20 protein-coding genes and 6 tRNA genes are annotated in these 18,899 nt (G+C 30.5%); 8 read left to right on the plus strand and 18 right to left on the minus strand.

What is annotated here, in order from left to right; all coding sequences use genetic code 11:
• Positions 1-26: 26 nt before the first annotated feature.
• From BM072_RS13245 to BM072_RS13260, 4 genes are all read right to left on the minus strand, one after another.
• Positions 27-1,025 carry an acyl-ACP desaturase gene (locus tag BM072_RS13245; protein WP_092909348.1) on the minus strand — a complete coding sequence of 333 codons (999 nt, stop codon included), beginning with the start codon at positions 1,023-1,025 and terminating at the stop codon, positions 27-29.
• A gap of 10 nt (positions 1,026-1,035) precedes the next feature.
• Positions 1,036-1,770: a lysophospholipid acyltransferase family protein gene (locus tag BM072_RS13250; RefSeq protein WP_092909350.1), complete on the minus strand. Its 735-nt coding sequence runs from the start codon at positions 1,768-1,770 to the stop codon at positions 1,036-1,038.
• 65 nt (positions 1,771-1,835) lie between these two features.
• Complete coding sequence (locus BM072_RS13255) at positions 1,836-2,237, minus strand: hypothetical protein (RefSeq protein WP_092909352.1); 402 nt, start codon at positions 2,235-2,237, stop codon at positions 1,836-1,838.
• On the minus strand, positions 2,237-2,743 hold the full coding sequence (locus BM072_RS13260) for a nuclear transport factor 2 family protein (protein WP_092909355.1): 507 nt from the start codon (positions 2,741-2,743) through the stop codon (positions 2,237-2,239). The genes BM072_RS13255 and BM072_RS13260 overlap by 1 nt, the downstream gene beginning before the upstream one ends.
• A gap of 156 nt (positions 2,744-2,899) precedes the next feature.
• Between BM072_RS13260 and BM072_RS13265 the strand changes: the two genes are divergently transcribed.
• Complete coding sequence (locus BM072_RS13265) at positions 2,900-3,157, plus strand: hypothetical protein (RefSeq protein ID WP_092909359.1); 258 nt, start codon at positions 2,900-2,902, stop codon at positions 3,155-3,157.
• 11 nt (positions 3,158-3,168) lie between these two features.
• On the opposite strand, the gene BM072_RS13270 is transcribed toward BM072_RS13265, so the two are convergent.
• The 9 genes from BM072_RS13270 to BM072_RS13310 all read right to left on the minus strand — a co-directional run bounded on the left by BM072_RS13270 (position 3,169) and on the right by BM072_RS13310 (position 6,159).
• Entirely contained in the window at positions 3,169-4,365 is a 1,197-nt protein-coding gene (locus BM072_RS13270; RefSeq protein WP_092909362.1) for a metallophosphoesterase, read from the minus strand.
• 159 nt (positions 4,366-4,524) lie between these two features.
• Positions 4,525-4,989 (minus strand): DUF6428 family protein, encoded by a 465-nt coding sequence (locus BM072_RS13275; protein ID WP_092909365.1) that lies wholly within the window; start codon positions 4,987-4,989, stop codon positions 4,525-4,527.
• Between the two features lie 78 nt (positions 4,990-5,067).
• A complete protein-coding gene (locus BM072_RS13280; protein WP_092909368.1) occupies positions 5,068-5,397 on the minus strand; it encodes an ArsR/SmtB family transcription factor in 330 nt (109 codons plus the stop codon).
• 135 nt (positions 5,398-5,532) lie between these two features.
• Positions 5,533-5,606: transfer RNA gene (locus BM072_RS13285), tRNA-Arg, on the minus strand.
• 27 nt (positions 5,607-5,633) lie between these two features.
• Positions 5,634-5,708: transfer RNA gene (locus BM072_RS13290), tRNA-Pro, on the minus strand.
• A gap of 25 nt (positions 5,709-5,733) precedes the next feature.
• Positions 5,734-5,817 (minus strand) — tRNA-Ser (locus BM072_RS13295).
• 41 nt (positions 5,818-5,858) lie between these two features.
• A tRNA-Arg gene (locus BM072_RS13300) sits at positions 5,859-5,932 on the minus strand.
• A 27-nt stretch (positions 5,933-5,959) separates the two neighbouring features.
• Positions 5,960-6,034: transfer RNA gene (locus BM072_RS13305), tRNA-Pro, on the minus strand.
• A gap of 41 nt (positions 6,035-6,075) precedes the next feature.
• Positions 6,076-6,159: transfer RNA gene (locus tag BM072_RS13310), tRNA-Ser, on the minus strand.
• Positions 6,160-6,306: 147 nt separating this feature from the next.
• Here BM072_RS13310 and BM072_RS13315 point away from each other — a divergent pair.
• The 7 genes from BM072_RS13315 to BM072_RS13345 all read left to right on the plus strand — a co-directional run bounded on the left by BM072_RS13315 (position 6,307) and on the right by BM072_RS13345 (position 14,315).
• Positions 6,307-7,212, plus strand: a complete 906-nt coding sequence (locus tag BM072_RS13315) for an N-acetylmuramoyl-L-alanine amidase (RefSeq protein WP_092909370.1) — start codon at positions 6,307-6,309, stop codon at positions 7,210-7,212.
• 171 nt (positions 7,213-7,383) lie between these two features.
• Entirely contained in the window at positions 7,384-7,743 is a 360-nt protein-coding gene (locus BM072_RS13320) for a hypothetical protein (RefSeq protein WP_143080490.1), read from the plus strand.
• Between the two features lie 26 nt (positions 7,744-7,769).
• Positions 7,770-8,150: a VOC family protein gene (locus tag BM072_RS13325; protein WP_092909374.1), complete on the plus strand. Its 381-nt coding sequence runs from the start codon at positions 7,770-7,772 to the stop codon at positions 8,148-8,150.
• A 60-nt stretch (positions 8,151-8,210) separates the two neighbouring features.
• The gene (locus BM072_RS13330; protein ID WP_092909376.1) at positions 8,211-8,783 is read left to right on the plus strand and encodes a pentapeptide repeat-containing protein; all 573 of its coding nucleotides are present in this window, start codon (positions 8,211-8,213) and stop codon (positions 8,781-8,783) included.
• A gap of 129 nt (positions 8,784-8,912) precedes the next feature.
• Positions 8,913-10,373 (plus strand): DUF3375 domain-containing protein, encoded by a 1,461-nt coding sequence (locus BM072_RS13335; RefSeq protein ID WP_092909378.1) that lies wholly within the window; start codon positions 8,913-8,915, stop codon positions 10,371-10,373.
• Positions 10,370-10,951: a DUF4194 domain-containing protein gene (locus tag BM072_RS13340; protein ID WP_092909380.1), complete on the plus strand. Its 582-nt coding sequence runs from the start codon at positions 10,370-10,372 to the stop codon at positions 10,949-10,951. The genes BM072_RS13335 and BM072_RS13340 overlap by 4 nt, the downstream gene beginning before the upstream one ends.
• Positions 10,935-14,315, plus strand: a complete 3,381-nt coding sequence (locus tag BM072_RS13345) for an ATP-binding protein (protein WP_092909382.1) — start codon at positions 10,935-10,937, stop codon at positions 14,313-14,315. Before BM072_RS13340 ends, BM072_RS13345 begins: the two co-directional genes overlap by 17 nt.
• Positions 14,316-14,370: 55 nt before the next feature.
• Here the strand turns inward: BM072_RS13345 and BM072_RS13350 are convergent, their stop codons facing one another.
• The 5 genes from BM072_RS13350 to BM072_RS13370 form a co-directional block, all read right to left on the minus strand.
• Complete coding sequence (locus BM072_RS13350; protein WP_092909386.1) at positions 14,371-16,557, minus strand: polyribonucleotide nucleotidyltransferase; 2,187 nt, start codon at positions 16,555-16,557, stop codon at positions 14,371-14,373.
• A gap of 141 nt (positions 16,558-16,698) precedes the next feature.
• Positions 16,699-16,968, minus strand: coding sequence for a 30S ribosomal protein S15 (rpsO, locus tag BM072_RS13355; protein ID WP_092909390.1), 270 nt, complete (start codon positions 16,966-16,968; stop codon positions 16,699-16,701).
• 323 nt (positions 16,969-17,291) lie between these two features.
• Positions 17,292-18,110, minus strand: a complete 819-nt coding sequence (locus BM072_RS13360; protein WP_092909395.1) for a mechanosensitive ion channel family protein — start codon at positions 18,108-18,110, stop codon at positions 17,292-17,294.
• 16 nt (positions 18,111-18,126) lie between these two features.
• Complete coding sequence (locus BM072_RS13365; protein WP_092909399.1) at positions 18,127-18,336, minus strand: hypothetical protein; 210 nt, start codon at positions 18,334-18,336, stop codon at positions 18,127-18,129.
• A gap of 1 nt (position 18,337) precedes the next feature.
• Complete coding sequence (locus tag BM072_RS13370) at positions 18,338-18,796, minus strand: sigma-70 family RNA polymerase sigma factor (RefSeq protein WP_338061015.1); 459 nt, start codon at positions 18,794-18,796, stop codon at positions 18,338-18,340.
• Between the last annotated feature and the right edge of the window lie 103 nt (positions 18,797-18,899).

Genomic DNA, 18,899 nt, shown 5'->3' on the forward strand with positions numbered 1-18,899 from the left:
AGTTGCCTTTTTTTATATGATATAAATTACTTAGTTGCTGGAATTAACCATTTAAATTGTGGTCCTGCTTCTGGAATAACGATACGTTGCGAAATACGATCCATTCTATCCGGAAATTTCATAATAAAATCTCTTGCTTTTTCCGCTTCTTCATTCAATCCTGTGATTTTATCAATTTGCCAAGCTTCAATTAACTTGCGCATAATATCAATATAATCGTGTGCTGTGTAAACGCCAATTCGTTGTGCAGAATCAGAAAAAGCATCAAATAAACTTCCTCTATCCTCTCCTGAAGCACGTAAAAAATGTGCTGGCATTACAATTTTAAGTTTAAACATATATTGTACTGCTTTCATCATTTCTGACGGATCAGCTTCAAAAATTCGGCGTACAAATTCTGTGTAAGCTAAGTGGTGACGCATTTCATCTCCCGCAATAATTTTACACATTCTTGATAATTTCTTTGCTCCATATTGTTTTGCAATTGCAGATACATTATTATGAGAAACGTATGTTGCTAATTCCTGAAAACTTGTGTATACAAAGTTTTTATAAGGATCATGAGATGTACCGATATCAAAACCATCACTAATCAAATGTTGTGTCGAAACTTCTACTTCGCGCATATTAATACGACCTGATAAGTACAAAAATTTATTCAAAACATCACCGTGGCGATTTTCTTCTCCAGTCCAATGACGAATCCATTTTGACCATCCATTTTCTATATATTCTCCAGACTCATCAACAACACCTTCCATCTGCAATAACCAAGATTCGTACGTTGGCAAAGCTTCCTCCGTAATTGTATCTCCAATTAATGTAATCCAGAAATCATCTGGTAAATCTTTCGAAAGTTCTTGTAATTCTTTAATTTCTTCGAAAAAAGAATCGTGTTGAGAATTGGGTAAAAAGTCAGTTGGTTGCCAAATTTTATCGGCCGGAACTAAGAATTTATCCATATAAGCATCAATATCTTTCTCAAGAAATTGCATTACTTCCAGGCGAACATTTTTTATTGACATGTTTTTATTTTTATGCGGTTATACTACTTTTTACGGTTTGCTCGGTAAGTTCAAATAATTCATCAAATTTATAATCACTTACTTTCAGCGGTTTATGATATTGTATGGTTACTTTTGCGCCTAAATACATCGGAAATTTACCATATTTAGACAATTTCCACGAATTATTTAGCGTAACTGGAACAATATAAGCGTCTTTTGCATATTTTGCTAAGACCTTCAATCCATTTTCTTTAAACGATTTCGGAACTCCATTTGCACTTCTTGTACCTTCTGGAAAAATAATTGCTGAGTAATTATTTTTCTGAATGTATTGTGCTAATTTCTTAATTTCCTCTATTGCTTGTTTTCCATTTCTACGATCAATCAACGCAGATCCTCCATTTCTTAAATTAAATGAAACACTTGGAATTCCTTTTCCTAACTCTATTTTAGAAATAAATTTTGGATGATATTCTGCCAAATCATATTCTAAAGGAGATATATCAAACATGCTTTGATGATTTGAAACAAAAATCAAAGGCACGTTTTTAATTAAATTTTCGCGACCAGAATACGTATAAGTTGTTCCTAAAACTTTAGTTAAAACAACCAAAATACCATTCATTATTTTTACACTTTTATGATGCGTTTTATAACCTCCTAAATGGTAGCTCAACCATTGCGCTACATGCATAATTAACAACGTTAAACCATATAATAAATAGAAAATAATGGATAACGGGTAACTTAAAATTTTCTTCAACGTTCGAAATTTAGACAAATTTAATAAAAAATTATGCTAAGCATAATATATTTTGGATTGATGATTTATTTCATCAAATTTAAGGTTAACATTTCTTGATTTGCTTCATCAAAAAAAGTAATCTGATTTGATGTATTTACTTTAAAATAAGCAGTTTTCTTTATTTTTTGCAATAAACCTTCTGGAATTTCACATTCAGAATTTACTTGTTTTAAATGATTAAAAATTATTGCTTGATTAATTTTTGTGTAATCCGCAGTAATTAATCCACATTCGGTTTTTAATACCATTTTTTTTGTTGTGTCTTCAAAAATAATATAATCCGAGCCTTTATTTACGTTCCATTTACCAGATAAATCATTTATTTCTAAAACTGTAACTTTTGGCTCTGCAACAGTTTTTGTAGGTAAACAACTTGTTAAACCAAATAAAAAAATGAATACAATAGTTGATACAAAAAATTTCATTATTTTTTTCTTAATTCGTTCAACATTACATCTTGCTTTGGCGAAATAACGTCCAACACATTTTTTACATCATCATTCGGAATCGTCATCGACAAAACATATTGCTTCAATTTCCATTCATTTCCTACTTTCACCAAAACGCCAGAACCTCTACAAATTTTCATAGATGTATCTAACAATTCATCAAACCAAGCCATATTTCCAGTTTCATCAAAAAAGATATTTCGCTCCAAAGGCTTCATCACCCAACCACGTTTTTGCTCAAAAGGTTTTTTAGCATAACTTTTTAATTGATCCATTGTCCAATTTTCTGTAGGATCTGTGCCAATAAAAATCGCATCTTTTGTATAAAACGTAAAATAATGATCAAATTCCGAATTTGCTGCAGCTTGATGATAAGCATTTAAGGTTTTATTGATCGCTGATTTTTGAAGAGTCAAATCTGTTTGCGCATTTGTATAAGAAAATACAGCTAAACAAACGATTGATACTACTGATTTTGTCATGGTTTTAACTTTGTAACGAAGTTAAAGATATTTTCAGTTTTATGGATAAGCAATCGATAATTATTTAGACTAAATCTTGAGATATTGTAAAAATCTAAGGTTAAGTTTGCAGAATAATAATTATAAAGCATTTAATAAACGTAAATTATTCATATTATGGCAAATACACGAAAAGCAGAAGTTTTTACGGACAATAATGGAACTAAAAAGGTGAAGATAGAGCGAAAACCAAGTTTTCCGAAGATTTATATTTTGACAGATGATTGCCAAAAAACCGAAGATGGTTTGTACGAATTAGATTTTTTTGAAACTCCTAGTGTAGAAAATTTTAGCTCAGAATTAAATCCAACTATTCCAGCAATTAACTTTAAGCAGTTAAGCGAAAAAGGGCTAGATTTTATTAAAAATAAATAATAAAAATAATGTTATGAGGACTGTTTTAGTTCACATTTTTTTAAAACAATTACTGTAATTTCTGGCCACACACCTATGCGACCTTTCAAACCGTGATAACCAAAACCACGATTTACATACAGATATTTTTTTCCTTTTTGATATAAACCAGCCCATTGTTTATAAAAATATTGAATTGGACTCCATTTTATTCCTAAAAAATCTATGCCAAATTGCATTCCATGTGTGTGTCCAGCTAACGTAAGATGAATATGATGCGAATGATTTAAAGTGACCAAATCCCAATGAGAAGGATCGTGTGATAATAAAATATTGAACGAATTATTGGATAAATTAGCAGTTGCTTTATTCAAATCTCCATATTGATGAAAACCGCCTTTACCCCAATTTTCTACTCCAATTAAATTAATATATTCACCATCTTTTGTGATTTTAACTGATTCATTTAATAGTAATCGAAAACCCATTTCTTGATGTATTTCTTTAAGCCTTTTGAGATTTGTGGCTTTGGCTGAGGCATTTTCCCAACTTGTATAATCGCCATAATCATGATTACCTAAAATAGAAAACTTGCCAAATGATGCGTTTAGTTTGCTAAAATCTGCAATCCATGGCTCCATTTCGTTTGCAGAATTATTAACTAAATCTCCCGTAAACAGCAAAAGATTGCTATTTTGCGCATTTGCTAATTCAATTCCCTTTCGCACTCCTTTTCGATTAGAAAAACTACCAACATGAATGTCTGATAATTGAGTAATTGTAAATCCATCAAATGCCTGTGGTAAATCTGAGAAATAAAGAACTTCTTTTTTTACTTGATACAAAAATCGACCTTTGGTTAATCCAAATACAATAATGAGTAAAATCAAAACTGATAAAATCAAGACAAATTCGCTAAAAAAAATATTTCTTGCCGGAAATCCTCTAAATAATCGAATAATATCTTCTATAAAAAGTAATGGAAAGGTAAGTAATTGTGGAATAAATACAACTAAAAAAGTAGTCATTAAACCTGAAGAAAATTTTTGAACCTCTACTCCTTTTTGTCGAAGAAATATAATCGCGAATATGCTTACAAACAATAATACATCAACTGTCCAATATAAAATATGAGCCGTTTTGTTATGAAAAACTGTACTAAACGCTTGATAGAAATATATATTACCAATAATAAATAGCACTACAATTAAAATAACTCTTTTTTTCATATTTTGAATACCTGCAATCCTTTATGGCGAATGTCGTGCCAAAAGACAATGCAAAACTTAGAAGTTAATAAAGGAAAAATATTACTATAATAAATTTAATTGGTGAAAGATTTTAATACTTTTTAAAAAATTTAAAAACCTTAATTTTACTTAAAATGCCTAACAACATCCCGAATTTGGCGTGCAACAAGAAGTACCAACATCAGCTAAATTTACCTTTACTTTAGCTTGTGGAATTCTACAAGCATCTTGCGCCAAACAAGCTGTTTGTTTATTTTTTAGGATAAAATGTTTTCCATTAAACTCCAAATCGTACTTACCAATTGTTTCACTTTGAAATTCTACTTCAATTTCACCATCTTCCATTCCTAATTTATCTTCGGATAATTGAATGATATTTAATAATTTATTCGGTTTTAAGCGATGTTCAAAATCATCTGCATTCCATAATTGAAAGTTCACAACTTTTTCAGTTCTAATTGTTCCACCACAATCAATAAAATTCTTTATGATTTGACCAACTTCTGTTACATGAAAATGTTCTGGAACAAATGTTCCGTTTTCTAATTGAAATTCAACATTATCTAATGTTGGTAAAATGGTTTTAATTTCTGATAGTTTCATATCTAATAAATTTAATTTTTACTTATTTCTGAATGTAATATTGCAATATAACGATGCATATAATTATAAGAAATGCGTTTAACAGCATTGATTCGTTTTTACATCTTGATTAAAAAATACATTAAATTCTTGCTGAATTTCTTGCCAAACTTTTTCCTCAATGCAATAACAAACCGATTTTCCTTCTATCGTTCCTTGAATAATACCAATGTTTTTTAACTCTTTTAAATGCTGCGAAATGGTTGCTTGAGCCAAACCTAACTCTTCTACCAAATCATTGCAAATACACGTTTTTTGATTGATAATATGTTGTAGAATAGCAATTCGTGCAGGATGTCCCAAAACTTTAAAAAGCGTCGCTAATTTGTTTTGTTTATCAGTAAACATTTCAGTTTTTGTAATTCCCATATCATTAATTATTACATTGCAATATTACGATGATATTTTTTAAATGCAAAAAAATCAATTATAAATTACGCTTAAAAAAAATATTATTTACAGTTATATAAAGAAAAAAGCCACCTAGTAAACTAAGTGGCTTTGTGACCCAATCAGGATTCGAACCTGAGACCTACTGCTTAGAAGGCAGTTGCTCTATCCAGCTGAGCTATTGGGCCATTCCAAAATTTTATTACTAAAATTCGTCGGGGTGGCAGGATTCGAACCTGCGACCTCCTGCTCCCAAAGCAGGCGCGATGACCGGGCTACGCTACACCCCGAAAGGTAATTCAAATTCAAAAAAAGCGGAGAGACAGGGACTCGAACCCTGGCATCGGTTACCCGATGACAGATTAGCAATCTGCTCCATTACCACTCTGGCACCTCTCCTAAACTCTTTCGAATTGTATTTTTATCATTACAAGATTTTGTGACCCAATCAGGATTCGAACCTGAGACCTACTGCTTAGAAGGCAGTTGCTCTATCCAGCTGAGCTATTGGGCCATTCCAAAATTTTACTACTAAAATTCGTCGGGGTGGCAGGATTCGAACCTGCGACCTCCTGCTCCCAAAGCAGGCGCGATGACCGGGCTACGCTACACCCCGAATTTAGTCTTGTAAATAATAAATATTTTAATGAACTACTGCGGAGAGACAGGGACTCGAACCCTGGCATCGGTTACCCGATGACAGATTAGCAATCTGCTCCGTTACCACTCCGGCACCTCTCCTTCTCTACTTTCTCGTAACCGTGATTACTTCTGTAAAGCGGTTGCAAATATAGAGTGAGATTTATTGCAAAACAAGTCTTTTTTGAAAAAAATTTAAAATATTTGGCTTAATTTTGGTGATTCTAAAGACTAAATAGAACTAAAAGAATGAATGTTAAAGGATTAGTATTTTCAGGAATTTCTTGTTTTTTTTTATTGACAAGTTGTGCGACTTCAAAAGTGCAACCAAAAACGATTACAAAGGTCATTCGTGACACTGTTATCATCAATTCTAAAACAGATAAACCAGAAATGACTCGTGCGGCAAAGTTAGAAAATTACAAAGTAACGACTGATTATTACCCCTCAATTTCGCAAGACGAACGTGTACGATTTTTAGTATTACACTATACGGCAATCAATACAGAGTTATCGTTAAAAGTATTAACGCAAAAAGATGTTAGTGCGCATTATCTTGTGAATGATTATGATGATAAACAAATTAACTTATTGGTAGACGAAACAAAACGTGCTTGGCATGCTGGTGTTAGTAAATGGAAGGGTTTAGACAATTTAAACTTTTCGTCAATTGGTATCGAAATTGTAAATCTTGGGAATAATGGTACTTTAAATTATCAACATTATCCAGATTATCAAATCAAAAAAGTAGGCGAATTATCACGCGATATTGTAAATCGTTACAATATTTTACCTTTCAATGTGGTTGGGCATGCGGATATTGCGCCAGGTCGTAAACCAGATCCAGGTCCACTTTTCCCATGGAAAAAGCTATATACCGATTATGGTGTTGGTGCTTGGTATGATGATACAGACAAGTATGTATTTATGCAACAATATCCTTGGGACACGACAAGCTCTATTTTTATAACACAGGTTCAAACTGATTTAAAAAAATATGGTTACGAAGTTCCTGCAAATGGAATGATTGATACGCTAACTAAAAATGCAATTATTGCTTTTCAGATGCATTTTCGTCCAGAAAAATATGATGGTGTTGTAGATGCCGAAACTTGGGCTATTTTAAAAGCTTTAAACAAAAAATACAACCCATAAAACAATATAAATTGTACTTTTAAGCTCCTATTTTAGGAGCTTTTTTATTATATAATTATGCAGAATTTTATTATTTCTAAAAACATCTATCTCGAAGAATTAAAGTCATTTATCCAATTATTTTTTAATGAATATAGAAACGATGATGAACTATATTCGGTAAAGATTCTTATGAAAAATTCAAGAACATATTATCTTCTTCTTTCCGAAAATATTACGGTAGAAATGTTGCAGAAATTATTGATTTATTTGTATCAATCTAAAGAAATCACACAACGAGAACCCATTTTAGAGGCTTATTTTACAACTAATCATCTTCAATCAAAATTCTATCATATTGCAGAAGATTTTTATTGTTTAAATTCGAATCAAGAACTTTTTAAATGGATTGAAGTTGATTTTATACAACAAAAGAATAAAGTGCAACCAACTTTCGAAATTCCTCCGTTTCCGAAACCATTACACGAAATGGAAAATCTAGATTCTTCTATCGAAATTAAAAAAACATGGTGGAAATTTTGGAAAAATTAGCCTATTTTTACACCAAATAAATAACTATGGCTTTTAAAAGTTTGCGCCCAATAATTTGGACAGAAGATTTACAAAAAACAATTAAATTTTACAAAAAATTAGGATTCAAAATTCAAGATCAAAACGAAGATTTGATTTGGTCAACATTAAAAAAAGATAATGTCGAAATTTTGATTGCAAATCCAAATGAGTCTGCTGATTTTGAACGTCCAAAATTTACAGGTTCATTGTATTTTACGGTTGATAATGTAGACGAATTATGGGATTTGGTAAAAAGTGATTGCGAAGTTGTTTACGAAATCGAAACGTTTGAATGGGATATGCGCGAGTTTGCTATTTATGACAACAATGGGTATGTCTTACAATTTGGTGAAGAAGTCGAAATCGAATATGATTTAGAAGATTAAACATAAAAAATATAAAATTAAAACGTATTCTTTCTAAATTTGGAACGAATACGTTTTTTTATGGAATCTAATTATCATTTTGAAGAGGAATTTTACCAAGTTAATTTTACAGAAAATCAAACTTTATACGGCGATTACGAAAGTTGTAAATTTTCGCATTGCAATTTTAATGCAATTGACTTAAGCAATCTAAAATTTATTGATTGTGAGTTTATCGAATGTAATTTAAGTTTGGTTAAACTCAACGAAACAAGCTTTCAGCAAGTTTTATTTAAAGATTGCAAAATGATTGGTTTTAATCTCGAAACATGCAATCAATTTGCGCTAAATATCTCTTTTGAAAACTGTGTTTTAAACGATTCTTCTTTTTATCTACTTCCACTCAAAAAAACAAAATTTAGCAATACAACTTTACACAATGTTGATTTTTCTAATACTGATTTAAGCCTTTCATTTTTTATGAATTGTGATTTTTCGAATGCAATTTTTGATCAAACAGATTTAAGGCAAGCCAATTTAAAAACGTCTTATAATTTCAGAATCAATCCAAACGAAAATCAATTAAAAGGTGCTATTTTTTCGAAAGATAATTTAGAAGGATTAGTCCAACATCTCGGAATTAAAATCCAGTAACATCAACACGAAAACTTTTGAATTTTTAACGTTAACAATCATTTAATAACCGATTAAAAAAGCCTAAATTGGCGCTCCAACTTGCATTTTAACAGCAAAATCGCATCAATCTAATTTTTAATCATTTATATGTTAGACGGTTCAAAAATCGATTCAATTTTACAACGTTCTCCAAGCGTAGAAATCTTAAAATTGCGAAATCGTGAACTTATTATTCTGTTTTTAGCAGAACAATTTTCTGAAAAACAAACCATACTTTCGTCGGAAATTATTCATTCTCGATTGGCTGATTATTTAGAATTTCGTCAAATCGAGCAAGATGATGAAGCTGAAATTAACACATTTGATTCGTTTGAATTAAAAGCAAAAAAGTACATTCAGAATTGGACAAACAGAGGTTTTTTAACTAATTTTCAGACAGAAAATGGTGAAATTTTCTATGAAATTTCTTCTCATACAAACAAAACTTTAGATTGGTTAAATAGTTTAGAAAAGACAGAATATGTCGGAACTGAATCAAAATTCAAGACAATTGTTACACAATTAAAAGAATTGGTCGAATATTCTAACGATAACAAAGAGCAGCGTTTGGCTATTTTAGAGCAACGAAAAGCAGATTTAGAGCAAGAAATTTTGCATCTAAAACTTGGCGAAAGTTTGAAAGTCTACGAAGATTATGAAATTGTGCCGCGCGTTAATCAAATTACAATTGCCGCAAAAGAATTGATTTCTGATTTTAAAGAAGTTGAAGATAACTTTAAGCAAATTACGAAAGAAATTTATCAGAAACATACTGAAGGAAATTTGAGTAAAAGTGAAATTTTAGATTTTACTTTTAATTCTTTGGATGGATTGAAAGAAAGTTCGCAAGGAAAAAGTTTTTATGCTTTTTGGAATTTTTTATTAAATCCGAATCTTCAAAAAGATTGGGAAACACTAACGCAAGAACTTTATGCAACTTTAGAACATAAAGAAATTATTCTGGATGATTTATTTTTGAAAGGAATGAAAAAACAGTTGCATTCTGCGGGTCAAAAAGTGTACAAAGCCAATGATAAAATGGCCGAAAAATTGAGTAAAATTATTCGAGAAACACAAGTTTCTAACACAAAAGCTACAAAGAAAACAATTCAGGATATTAAGAAATCGCTGATTGCAATTAGTAAAAGTAAAACTACGCCAGATATTTCGTTAGAAGTTGACGATTTTATCCAATTTAATCTTCCTTTTGATCGAAAATTAACTTTAGATCAAACCCCTGAAATCAATTATTCTGCGACTCCAAAATTAGCAGAATCAGATTTAACAACATCAGAACATTTAGAAAAAATATTTAGTAAATACGCTATTGATAAAGCAATAATTAAGCAAAAACTTAATGCTATTTTAGAAGATAATCACGCGATTACTTTAGCAGAAATCATTAATAAAACAGGCGATTTACAAAAAGGTTTACCTGAATTGTTTGCTTACATCACTATTGCAAACGAGTACAACACAACATCAGATTCTGATAAAAAAGAAGAAGTTGTATTCAACAAAAAACTTAAAAAAACAATTGAAATTCCAACAATTCAATTCGAAAAATGAAAAATTTAGAACAACATATAAAACCATATTCAAAAGCAGTTGTAAAATTATTGCGACAACCTATCGAAAGTCCAATGTCACTTTGGAATGATGTACTTAATTATCAAGTAGAAATCCAAGATTATTTAACCGTTATTGGTTTAGAATTGGTCGTAAAAAAAGAGGATGGTTTTGCCTATTTAAAAGAATTAGAAGACAGCGAAGGCAATACATTAGGAATTATTTCTAAACGAAAAATTGGTTTCGAGGCTTCAATTATTATTGTCGTTCTTCGTCAAACTTTAGAAGAATTTGACCAAAATCCGAATCAATTTGATGTGAATGAAAAATTTATTTCTTTTCAAGAAATTAAAGACGAAATAGAACTTTTTCTTCCCGAAACGTACAATAAAGTGAAGCTGATGAAAGATTTAGAAATCAATATTCGTCGAATTGTAGAATTGGGTTATTTACGCGAAATTTCTCGTGATGATTTTGATACAACATACCAAATTCATCGAATTATTAAAGAAAAAATTTCATTGGATCAATTGCAAGAATTTAAAAATAAATTAGAAAATTATGTTGAATCTCTTTAGTACATTAACCAACAAACCAGGTTATCGCCTGCAATACATGGAAGTTTACAATTGGGGAACTTTCAACGATCGTATTTTTAAAATTGAGCCAAAAGGAAATAATTCGTTGTTAACTGGAGCAAATGCTTCGGGAAAAAGCACATTTATTGATGCACTTTTAACGTTGTTAGTTCCTGCCAAAAAAGATCGTTTTTACAATCAATCTTCGGGTGTTGATAAAAAAGGAGATCGAACTGAAGAAACGTATGTTTTAGGAAATTATGCAACAATTCAGCGCGATGGAGATTTGGGAACATTGACAAAATCGCTGCGAGATAAAAATTGTTTTTCTATTATTTTAGCAAATTTTCAGAATGCAGAAGAAAAATCAATTACTGTTTTTCAAGTTCGTTGGTATTCAAATGACGAGTTAAGACGATCGTTCGGAATTGCGCATCTTCCCTTAAATATTGAACGAGATTTTCAGCATTTTGATCAAAAAGGAAATTGGAAAAAAACCTTAGATAAAATCTATAATTCGAATACAACTAAAAAGAAAATAGAATTTATGGACGGTCCGATTGCTTATGCGGATCGTTTGGCTGATCTTTTCGGAATGCGTTCTACCAAAGCACTTTCGTTGTTTAATCAAGTTGTTGGAGTGAAAGTTTTAGAAGATTTAGACGAATTTATTCGTACAAATATGCTCGAAGAATTAGATGCTGAATCAGAATTTCTTGCGCTAAAAGATAGTTTCAATACGTTGATGGAAGCAAAAATCAATATTGAAAAAGTAAAAGATCAACTTAAATACCTTGAACCAATTCATGATTTTTCAGTAAAAATTGAAGATTACGCAACTCAGCTCAAAACGCTTTATCATTCTAAAGAAACCTCTGTTTTTTGGTTTGCACAAAAAGGTTTGCAATTGGCAAATGATGAATTGTCAAAAACAACAAATCAGTTTGATTTATTGCACCAAGAATTAAATCGTTTGCATGAAAAGGAATCGAAATTAAAAGATCAGGAAACAAATTTGACTGTTCAAATTAAATCGGATAACGTCGGAAATCAAGTTGAACAACTGAAAAATGAAATCAATCAACTTGAAAAAACGATACAAAATCAGCAAGAAAAACGAGAAAATTATAACACAATTTGCCGTTTAATTAATTTATCTGAAAATCCAGATTTAGTTCTTTTTAATCAAAATAAAAGTGATTCTTTCCTTTTAAAAGAGAACATAAATCAACAGATTGACAAATTAAACGAAGAATTAAGAAACGAGAAAAATCAACTTGAAACAATCATTTCTAAGCAAAAAGAAATTGAAAATACACTTGATTTTTTAGCACAAAATAAAAATAATATTACTGGAAATATTGCAACAATTCGAGATGAAATTGTTCAACTTTGTCATTCTTCTAAAGATGAAATTCCGTTTGTAGCAGAATTAATTAAGATAAATAATGAAACTTTTGAACCAGCAATTGAAAAGCTTTTACATCAATTTGCACATCAAATTATTGTTCCAGAAAAATATACCGAACAAGTTAAAAATTACTTAACCGAGAATAATTACGACGCAATTTGTTCAATTTTAACTTATAAAGGTTTTACTTCTTTAGACAGTTTAAAAACGGAAATAAATCCAATTCATTTGGTTTACCAATTGGATTTTAAAGCTGAAAGCATCTATTCTAAATGGATTAAAGAGATTATTGAACAACAATTTGATTTGATTTGTGTTGAAGAAATTATCGAAAACCAAAATTGTTTACTTAAAAATGGTTTGATTATTTATCAAAACGGAAATTTAGTAAAAGATAATCGTGTTGAATTTTCGAAGAAAGAAAATTACATTTTAGGTTGGGAAAATACGCAGAAAATTAAAGTTTTTTATGAAGATTTAAAACTTTTGAAAACGCAAGTTGAAGAATCTGAACAACAAATAGGACAAATAAAAAACCAGATTTCTGAACAACAAAAACAAAACGAAGCGATTTTCAATCTTCAAAATAGTTTTGAGAAATTTGAATTAATTGATGATTCTTCATTTGTTTCAGATCTTGAAAATAAACAAAGATTCATCGAAATTATTTCTTCAGAAAATGATTCGACAGAAGATTTACAAAACGAATTAGCTCGAATTCAAGCCGAATTAAAAGATGTTTCTCAAAAAGAAATAAACGATAAAAACCGTGAAATTTTTAAGCTAGAAACTCAATTACAACAAATTAAAAACGAAATTAAACGAAACGAAGATTTAATTTCTCAAAATAAAACCATTCAAATTGATCAATTTGAAATAATTCATCCTGATTTATTAAGTGTTGATTATTATTCGATTAAATTAAAACAAACTGAATTTCAGAAAGAATTAGAAACTCAAATCAAAAGTTTAGAGTATTCTAAACGTTTAACTGAGGATAAAATCAAGCTAAAAATTAATGAATTTAAAAATCCAAAAGAAGAAATTATTACAAAATACAAAGATTGGCGTTCGGACGTTTCGGCACTTCCCGACTCTATTCACATCGAATTAATTTCTGAATATCAGGATTTTTATCAAAAGTTAAACGAAGAAAATTTACCACGTTTCGAAACGAAATTTGAGGCTTATTTACAAGAAACAATTATTAATAAAATTGGTGATTTTAGAATGTTTTTTGAAAATTGGTCGGATGATATTTTAGAAAACATTAATTCTTTGAATGAATCTCTTTCTGAAATTGATTACAATACAAAAGATTACACGACTTATATACAGCTCGTTGGTTCTAAATTACACAATCAAGAAATTTTAGAGTTTAAGAATTTATTGAATCGTGCAATTTCTATCGGAAATGAATCGTTGTTGTTATTTGAAGAAAAACGTGATCATTTTAATGAAAACATTGCGCCTTTAATTAAAAAATTAAGCAAAGAAGACTGGCGAAATAAAGTGATGGATGTGCGTTATTGGTTTAATTACAAAGCCGAAGAATTTCGTCGTGACACCAATGAAAAAGAGAAAACGCACGAACATATGGGTGCACTTTCTGGTGGAGAAAAAGCGCAATTAACCTATACTATTTTAGGTGCGGCGATTGCTTATCAATTTAATTTGACAAATAATCAAAAGAATAATGCGTTCCGTTTTATTGCAATTGACGAAGCTTTTAAAGCGCAAGATGAAGACAAAGCACGCTATTTACTGCGTTTGTGTAAGCAATTAAATTTACAATTGTTGGTTGTTACACCAAGTGATAATATCCATATTGTGGAAAATGATATTTCGTTTGTACATTATGTGGAACGAAAAGAAGAAAAATATTCGTGGTTATACGATATGCCGATTGCGCAATATCAAAGCCAAAAAGAATTATTTGATGCTTTTGCATAAAACAAAAAAGTCCGAGAAATTTCTCGGACTTTTTATTTAATATTTTGAAAACTAATTAAGCTTCTGTATTATCTTGAGATTTTTCTTCTCTATTTTCTGCAGGTTTAATTGGTCTTTCTGTTCTTTCTGGTTTTGGCAATAAAGCTTTACGAGATAATTTCATTTTCTTTTTATCATCGTAACCTAAGAATTTAACGTCAATTTTATCACCAACATTTAATGCATCTTCTACTTTCTCTAAACGTTTATGTTCAATTTCAGAAATATGCACTAAACCTTCAACTCCTTTCGCAATTTCTACGAAAGCACCAAATGGTTTGATTGATTTAACAACTGCGTTATAAATACCGTCAACTTCTGGTACAAATGCAATTTGCTTAATTCTTTCGATAACACGATCGATATTTGCTTGTATCACACCATTGATTTCTACACGTCCAAAGTTTTCTTCTTCTGTAATAGCAATTACAGTTTCAGTTTCTTTTTGCATTTCTTGAATCACTTTTCCACCAGGTCCGATAATTGCTCCAATAAATTCCTTAGGAACTTCGATAACAACAACTTTCGGTGCATTTGGTTTCAATTGTGGACGAGGCTCAGCCAATGTATCTGTAATTTTACCTAAGATATGTAAACGACCGTCTTTTGCTTGTAATAAGGCAGTTTCCATGATTTCCATAGATAAACCTTGTACTTTGATGTCCATTTGACAAGCAGTGATACCGTCAGCAGTACCTGTTACTTTAAAATCCATATCTCCTAAGTGATCTTCATCACCTAAGATATCAGATAATACAGTGAATTTTCCAGATTTAGTATCTGTAATTAATCCCATTGCAATACCCGAAACTGGTTTTTTAATTTGTAAACCTGCATCCATCAAAGCTAATGTACCTGCACAAACAGTTGCCATAGAAGAAGATCCGTTAGATTCTAAAACTTCAGAAACGATACGTACTGTGTAAGGACAATCGTCTGGTAATATTTGAGCTAAAGCACGTTGTGCTAAGTTTCCGTGACCAACTTCGCGACGAGAAGTTCCTCTTAATGGACGAGCTTCACCTGTTGAGAATGGAGGGAAATTATAGTGTAAAAAGAATTTTTCGTCAAAGTTATTTACAACACCATCTACCATATTTGCATCTTTAGAAGATCCTAAAGTTACTGTAGCTAATGCTTGTGTTTCTCCACGTGTAAATACTGCAGAACCGTGTGTAGAAGGTAAATAATCAACTTCTGTCCAAATTGGACGAATAGTTTTAGGATCACGACCATCTAAACGGATTCCTTCGTTCAAGATTAACTGACGAACAGCTTCTTTTTGAACATCGTGGAAATAATATTTAACAAAAGGTGTAACACGAGCTAATTCTTCTTCGTCATTCGAGTATTCTACTAAAAATGCTTCGATAACTTCGTTAAATTTATCTCCTCTTACTGTTTTATCTGAAGGTGATTTAGCGATTTCGTAATATTTATCATATCCAAAAGCCCACACTTTTTCGCGAATTTCTTCGTCATGTGATTCGTGATTATATTCACGTTTTGGGAAAGATTTTCCTACTTTTTCAGCTAAACGTTCTTGTGCTTCAATTTGTTTTTTGATTTCTGCGTGAGCAAATTCAATTGCGTCTAACATTTCACGCTCAGAAATTTCGCTCATTTCTCCTTCTACCATAACAACTGAGTCCTTAGACGCACCTACCATGATATCGATATCAGCTCTTTTTAATTGCTCTAATGAAGGATTAACCATCAACTCACCATCTAAACGAATAACGCGAGCTTCTGAAATTAATGTGAAAGGAATATCTGTAATTGCAATGGCAGCAGATGCTGCTAAACCAGCTAATGCTTCTGGCATTACTTCTTTATCATAAGAAATAAGAGAAATCATCACTTGAACCTCTGCATGGAAATCTTCTGGGAACATTGGGCGTAAAACACGGTCTACTAAACGCATTGTTAAAATCTCATCATCTGATGGTCTTGCCTCTCTTCTAAAAAAGTTTCCTGGGATGCGTCCACCTGCGTAAAACTTTTCTCTATAATCTACCGTTAATGGTAAAAAGTCTACACCTGGATTAGCATTTTTATTTGCTACAACGGTAGCTAATAACATGGTATCGCCCATGCGTACAACCACAGATCCGTCAGCTTGTTTTGCTAATTTCCCTGTTTCAATTGTAATTTCTCTTCCGTCTGCAAGAGTAATTTTTTCTGTGATCGCCTGTGGAATCATTCGTCTTTTTAGTATTTAATTCGTCTAAAATTAAAGCCGTTTGCTTTAACTGGATTTTTATAAATGTATGTATCTTATTTCGATTTCTAACAAAAAAAAAGGCAATTTTAACACAATTGCCCTTTTTATTATAAAGTTTAATTACTTACGTAATCCTAATTCAGCGATAATCGCACGATATCTTGTAATATCTGTTTTCTTTAAGTAGTTTAATAAAGCTTTACGCTTTCCTACTAACATAACTAGAGATCTCTCTGTGTTATAATCGTGAATATTCTTTCTTAAGTGACCAGTTAAATGGTTGATACGAAATGTGAATAATGCGATTTGTCCTTCAGATGACCCTGTGTCTTTTGCTGATTTACCGTGTTTTGCGAATAATTCGCTTTTTACTTCTGATGTTAAGTACATGCCAATATTGGTTTAATAATTATTATGTAATGAGGTGCAAATGTACAATTAATTTATGATTTATAACACATAAATTAAAAATAAAAAAGTGATCGATTTGGTTGGTTCGATCACTTTTTACAATTGGTTTGGTTTAGTTTGATTTAATAGATAATAGAAAGTGATATTATAGGTTTATCGTCTATTAAATCTAGGTTTTGGTTTGGTTGTAAAAGCAAAGCTTTCACGGTTTGGTTGGTAGGTTAAAAGTCGGCTTAATTTTTTTTGAATACACTAATTTAGGTTGGTTAGTAATCAATTGGTTTTGGTTTAAGTTATTTAGGTTAATCCGCTATAATTCGAATTTTTTTGTTAGTTATCATTTTTATCGGATACACAATTTTTTCGTCTTTTGTTTGTATCGTCATACATATATTGTTTATGGCAAGTATCACCCCTTCTACATTTTCATCTATTATTACGCGTTGTCCAATTTCAAAATTTCTGTTGGTGTAAAACGATAATAATAATCTGTAAATAATATCTTTAGAACCTAACCCAAAAGCTATTGCCAAGGTTAAAAATATGGATCCTAGTATAAGTGATAAATTATTTGTAATCAAATCTGTATTTACGCCAGCTTGGTTTAGGGCTGTGATGATTGTAAAAATTAAGATGATATAAAAAATTACACTTCCTATGATATTTGCACCGTTTAAATCAATCGATTTGATTAATCCTCTGATGATACTTTTTATATAATTTGCCAAATAAAATCCTCCTGCAAATATCAATACTGCGCTAAAAAATTGGGGTAAATAATCGATTATTCGACCAATTTGAATAGATACTACTGATAATCCAAAAATATCTGATCCGATAATAATGATTAATAAAATGACAAAACATTTTACAAATTGCATAATTATTCTGGCTGGATCAATTTCCATGGATGTGTTTTTTAACGCATCGCTGTTGTTTAAAGCTTTCTTTAAATTTTCTATTTTAGATAACTTCAATACATATTTTGTAATGAATACAATCAATTTTAAAATTAAGTACGAAAGAATGATAAATACTATTCCTCCTATTATTTTAGGAAAAATGATGATTAATTCTTGATACAAACTTTCTAATAAACTAAAATTTAAACCTATATTCATGTATATATTTACTTAGTTAATCTTCTTTCTCTTTTTTATTATTTTGCTCTTTGGTAGATTTCTTACCAATTCCAAAAAAATTTCCGATGGCACTTGGATATTTTACCGAAACTAAATCTGCTACTTCTAACGATAATTTTATTAAAGCGATATCATCCATTACTTTTTGTTTCATCGTTTCTGGAAGTGTTTCGCTGGCTATAATAGTCTTAAAAGGATTCTCCATATTACAATGCATTATAAATTTTAAGTAAACGACTTTTGGCTCTGTTTAATCTCATTTTTGTTGCGCTTTCTCCAATCTCCAAAGATTCTGAAATTTCTTTTATAGAAAATTCATCTTGATATTTCATCAATAAAATTGATTTATCTTCAACTTCTAATTCTTTCAACGATTGGTTTAGTTTTTCGATTCTTAATTCAAATATCTCTTTATCATCAATTATTTCTTCATTATAATTATCAATCAAATTATCCGTTACCGAATAATTTCTTCTCTCCTCTTTCAATTTTCGTTGTATATGATTGACGCAAAAATTATATGTAAAAGAAAAAAGCCACGTCGAAAATTTAGATTTTGACTGATATGTTTTAAGTTTTACAAACAACTTTATAAATATATCGTGCGTCATATCTTGCGCCTCTTCTTTATCTTCTACAAAACTTAAACACTTGTTGTAAATTATATTTGCATACCAATAGCGTCCTAAACGTTTAAAAAAAGTTCAAAAAAAGAGGGTTGAATTTTGTATCTCAAATTATCTTTGAGTTGCAAAACAAAAACTCACC

It is taken from the genome of Algoriella xinjiangensis (assembly GCF_900115015.1).
GTDB lineage: Bacteria > Bacteroidota > Bacteroidia > Flavobacteriales > Weeksellaceae > Empedobacter > Empedobacter xinjiangensis.

Excerpts from the sequence above, each read along its gene's own strand:
- BM072_RS13365 (WP_092909399.1), bottom strand. The coding sequence starts at position 18,336 with ATGGAGAATCCTTTTAAGACTATTATAGCCAGCGAAACACTTCCAGAA.
- BM072_RS13255 (WP_092909352.1), bottom strand. The coding sequence starts at position 2,237 with ATGAAATTTTTTGTATCAACTATTGTATTCATTTTTTTATTTGGTTTA.
- rpsO (WP_092909390.1), bottom strand. The coding sequence starts at position 16,968 with ATGTACTTAACATCAGAAGTAAAAAGCGAATTATTCGCAAAACACGGT.
- BM072_RS13280 (WP_092909368.1), bottom strand. The coding sequence starts at position 5,397 with ATGGGAATTACAAAAACTGAAATGTTTACTGATAAACAAAACAAATTA.
- BM072_RS13330 (WP_092909376.1), top strand. The coding sequence starts at position 8,211 with ATGGAATCTAATTATCATTTTGAAGAGGAATTTTACCAAGTTAATTTT.
- BM072_RS13335 (WP_092909378.1), top strand. The coding sequence starts at position 8,913 with ATGTTAGACGGTTCAAAAATCGATTCAATTTTACAACGTTCTCCAAGC.
- BM072_RS13265 (WP_092909359.1), top strand. The coding sequence starts at position 2,900 with ATGGCAAATACACGAAAAGCAGAAGTTTTTACGGACAATAATGGAACT.
- BM072_RS13340 (WP_092909380.1), top strand. The coding sequence starts at position 10,370 with ATGAAAAATTTAGAACAACATATAAAACCATATTCAAAAGCAGTTGTA.
- BM072_RS13325 (WP_092909374.1), top strand. The coding sequence starts at position 7,770 with ATGGCTTTTAAAAGTTTGCGCCCAATAATTTGGACAGAAGATTTACAA.
- BM072_RS13345 (WP_092909382.1), top strand. The coding sequence starts at position 10,935 with ATGTTGAATCTCTTTAGTACATTAACCAACAAACCAGGTTATCGCCTG.
- BM072_RS13275 (WP_092909365.1), bottom strand. The coding sequence starts at position 4,989 with ATGAAACTATCAGAAATTAAAACCATTTTACCAACATTAGATAATGTT.
- BM072_RS13260 (WP_092909355.1), bottom strand. The coding sequence starts at position 2,743 with ATGACAAAATCAGTAGTATCAATCGTTTGTTTAGCTGTATTTTCTTAT.
- BM072_RS13360 (WP_092909395.1), bottom strand. The coding sequence starts at position 18,110 with ATGAATATAGGTTTAAATTTTAGTTTATTAGAAAGTTTGTATCAAGAA.
- BM072_RS13315 (WP_092909370.1), top strand. The coding sequence starts at position 6,307 with ATGAATGTTAAAGGATTAGTATTTTCAGGAATTTCTTGTTTTTTTTTA.
- BM072_RS13320 (WP_143080490.1), top strand. The coding sequence starts at position 7,384 with ATGAAAAATTCAAGAACATATTATCTTCTTCTTTCCGAAAATATTACG.
- BM072_RS13245 (WP_092909348.1), bottom strand. The coding sequence starts at position 1,025 with ATGTCAATAAAAAATGTTCGCCTGGAAGTAATGCAATTTCTTGAGAAA.
- BM072_RS13350 (WP_092909386.1), bottom strand. The coding sequence starts at position 16,557 with ATGATTCCACAGGCGATCACAGAAAAAATTACTCTTGCAGACGGAAGA.
- BM072_RS13270 (WP_092909362.1), bottom strand. The coding sequence starts at position 4,365 with ATGAAAAAAAGAGTTATTTTAATTGTAGTGCTATTTATTATTGGTAAT.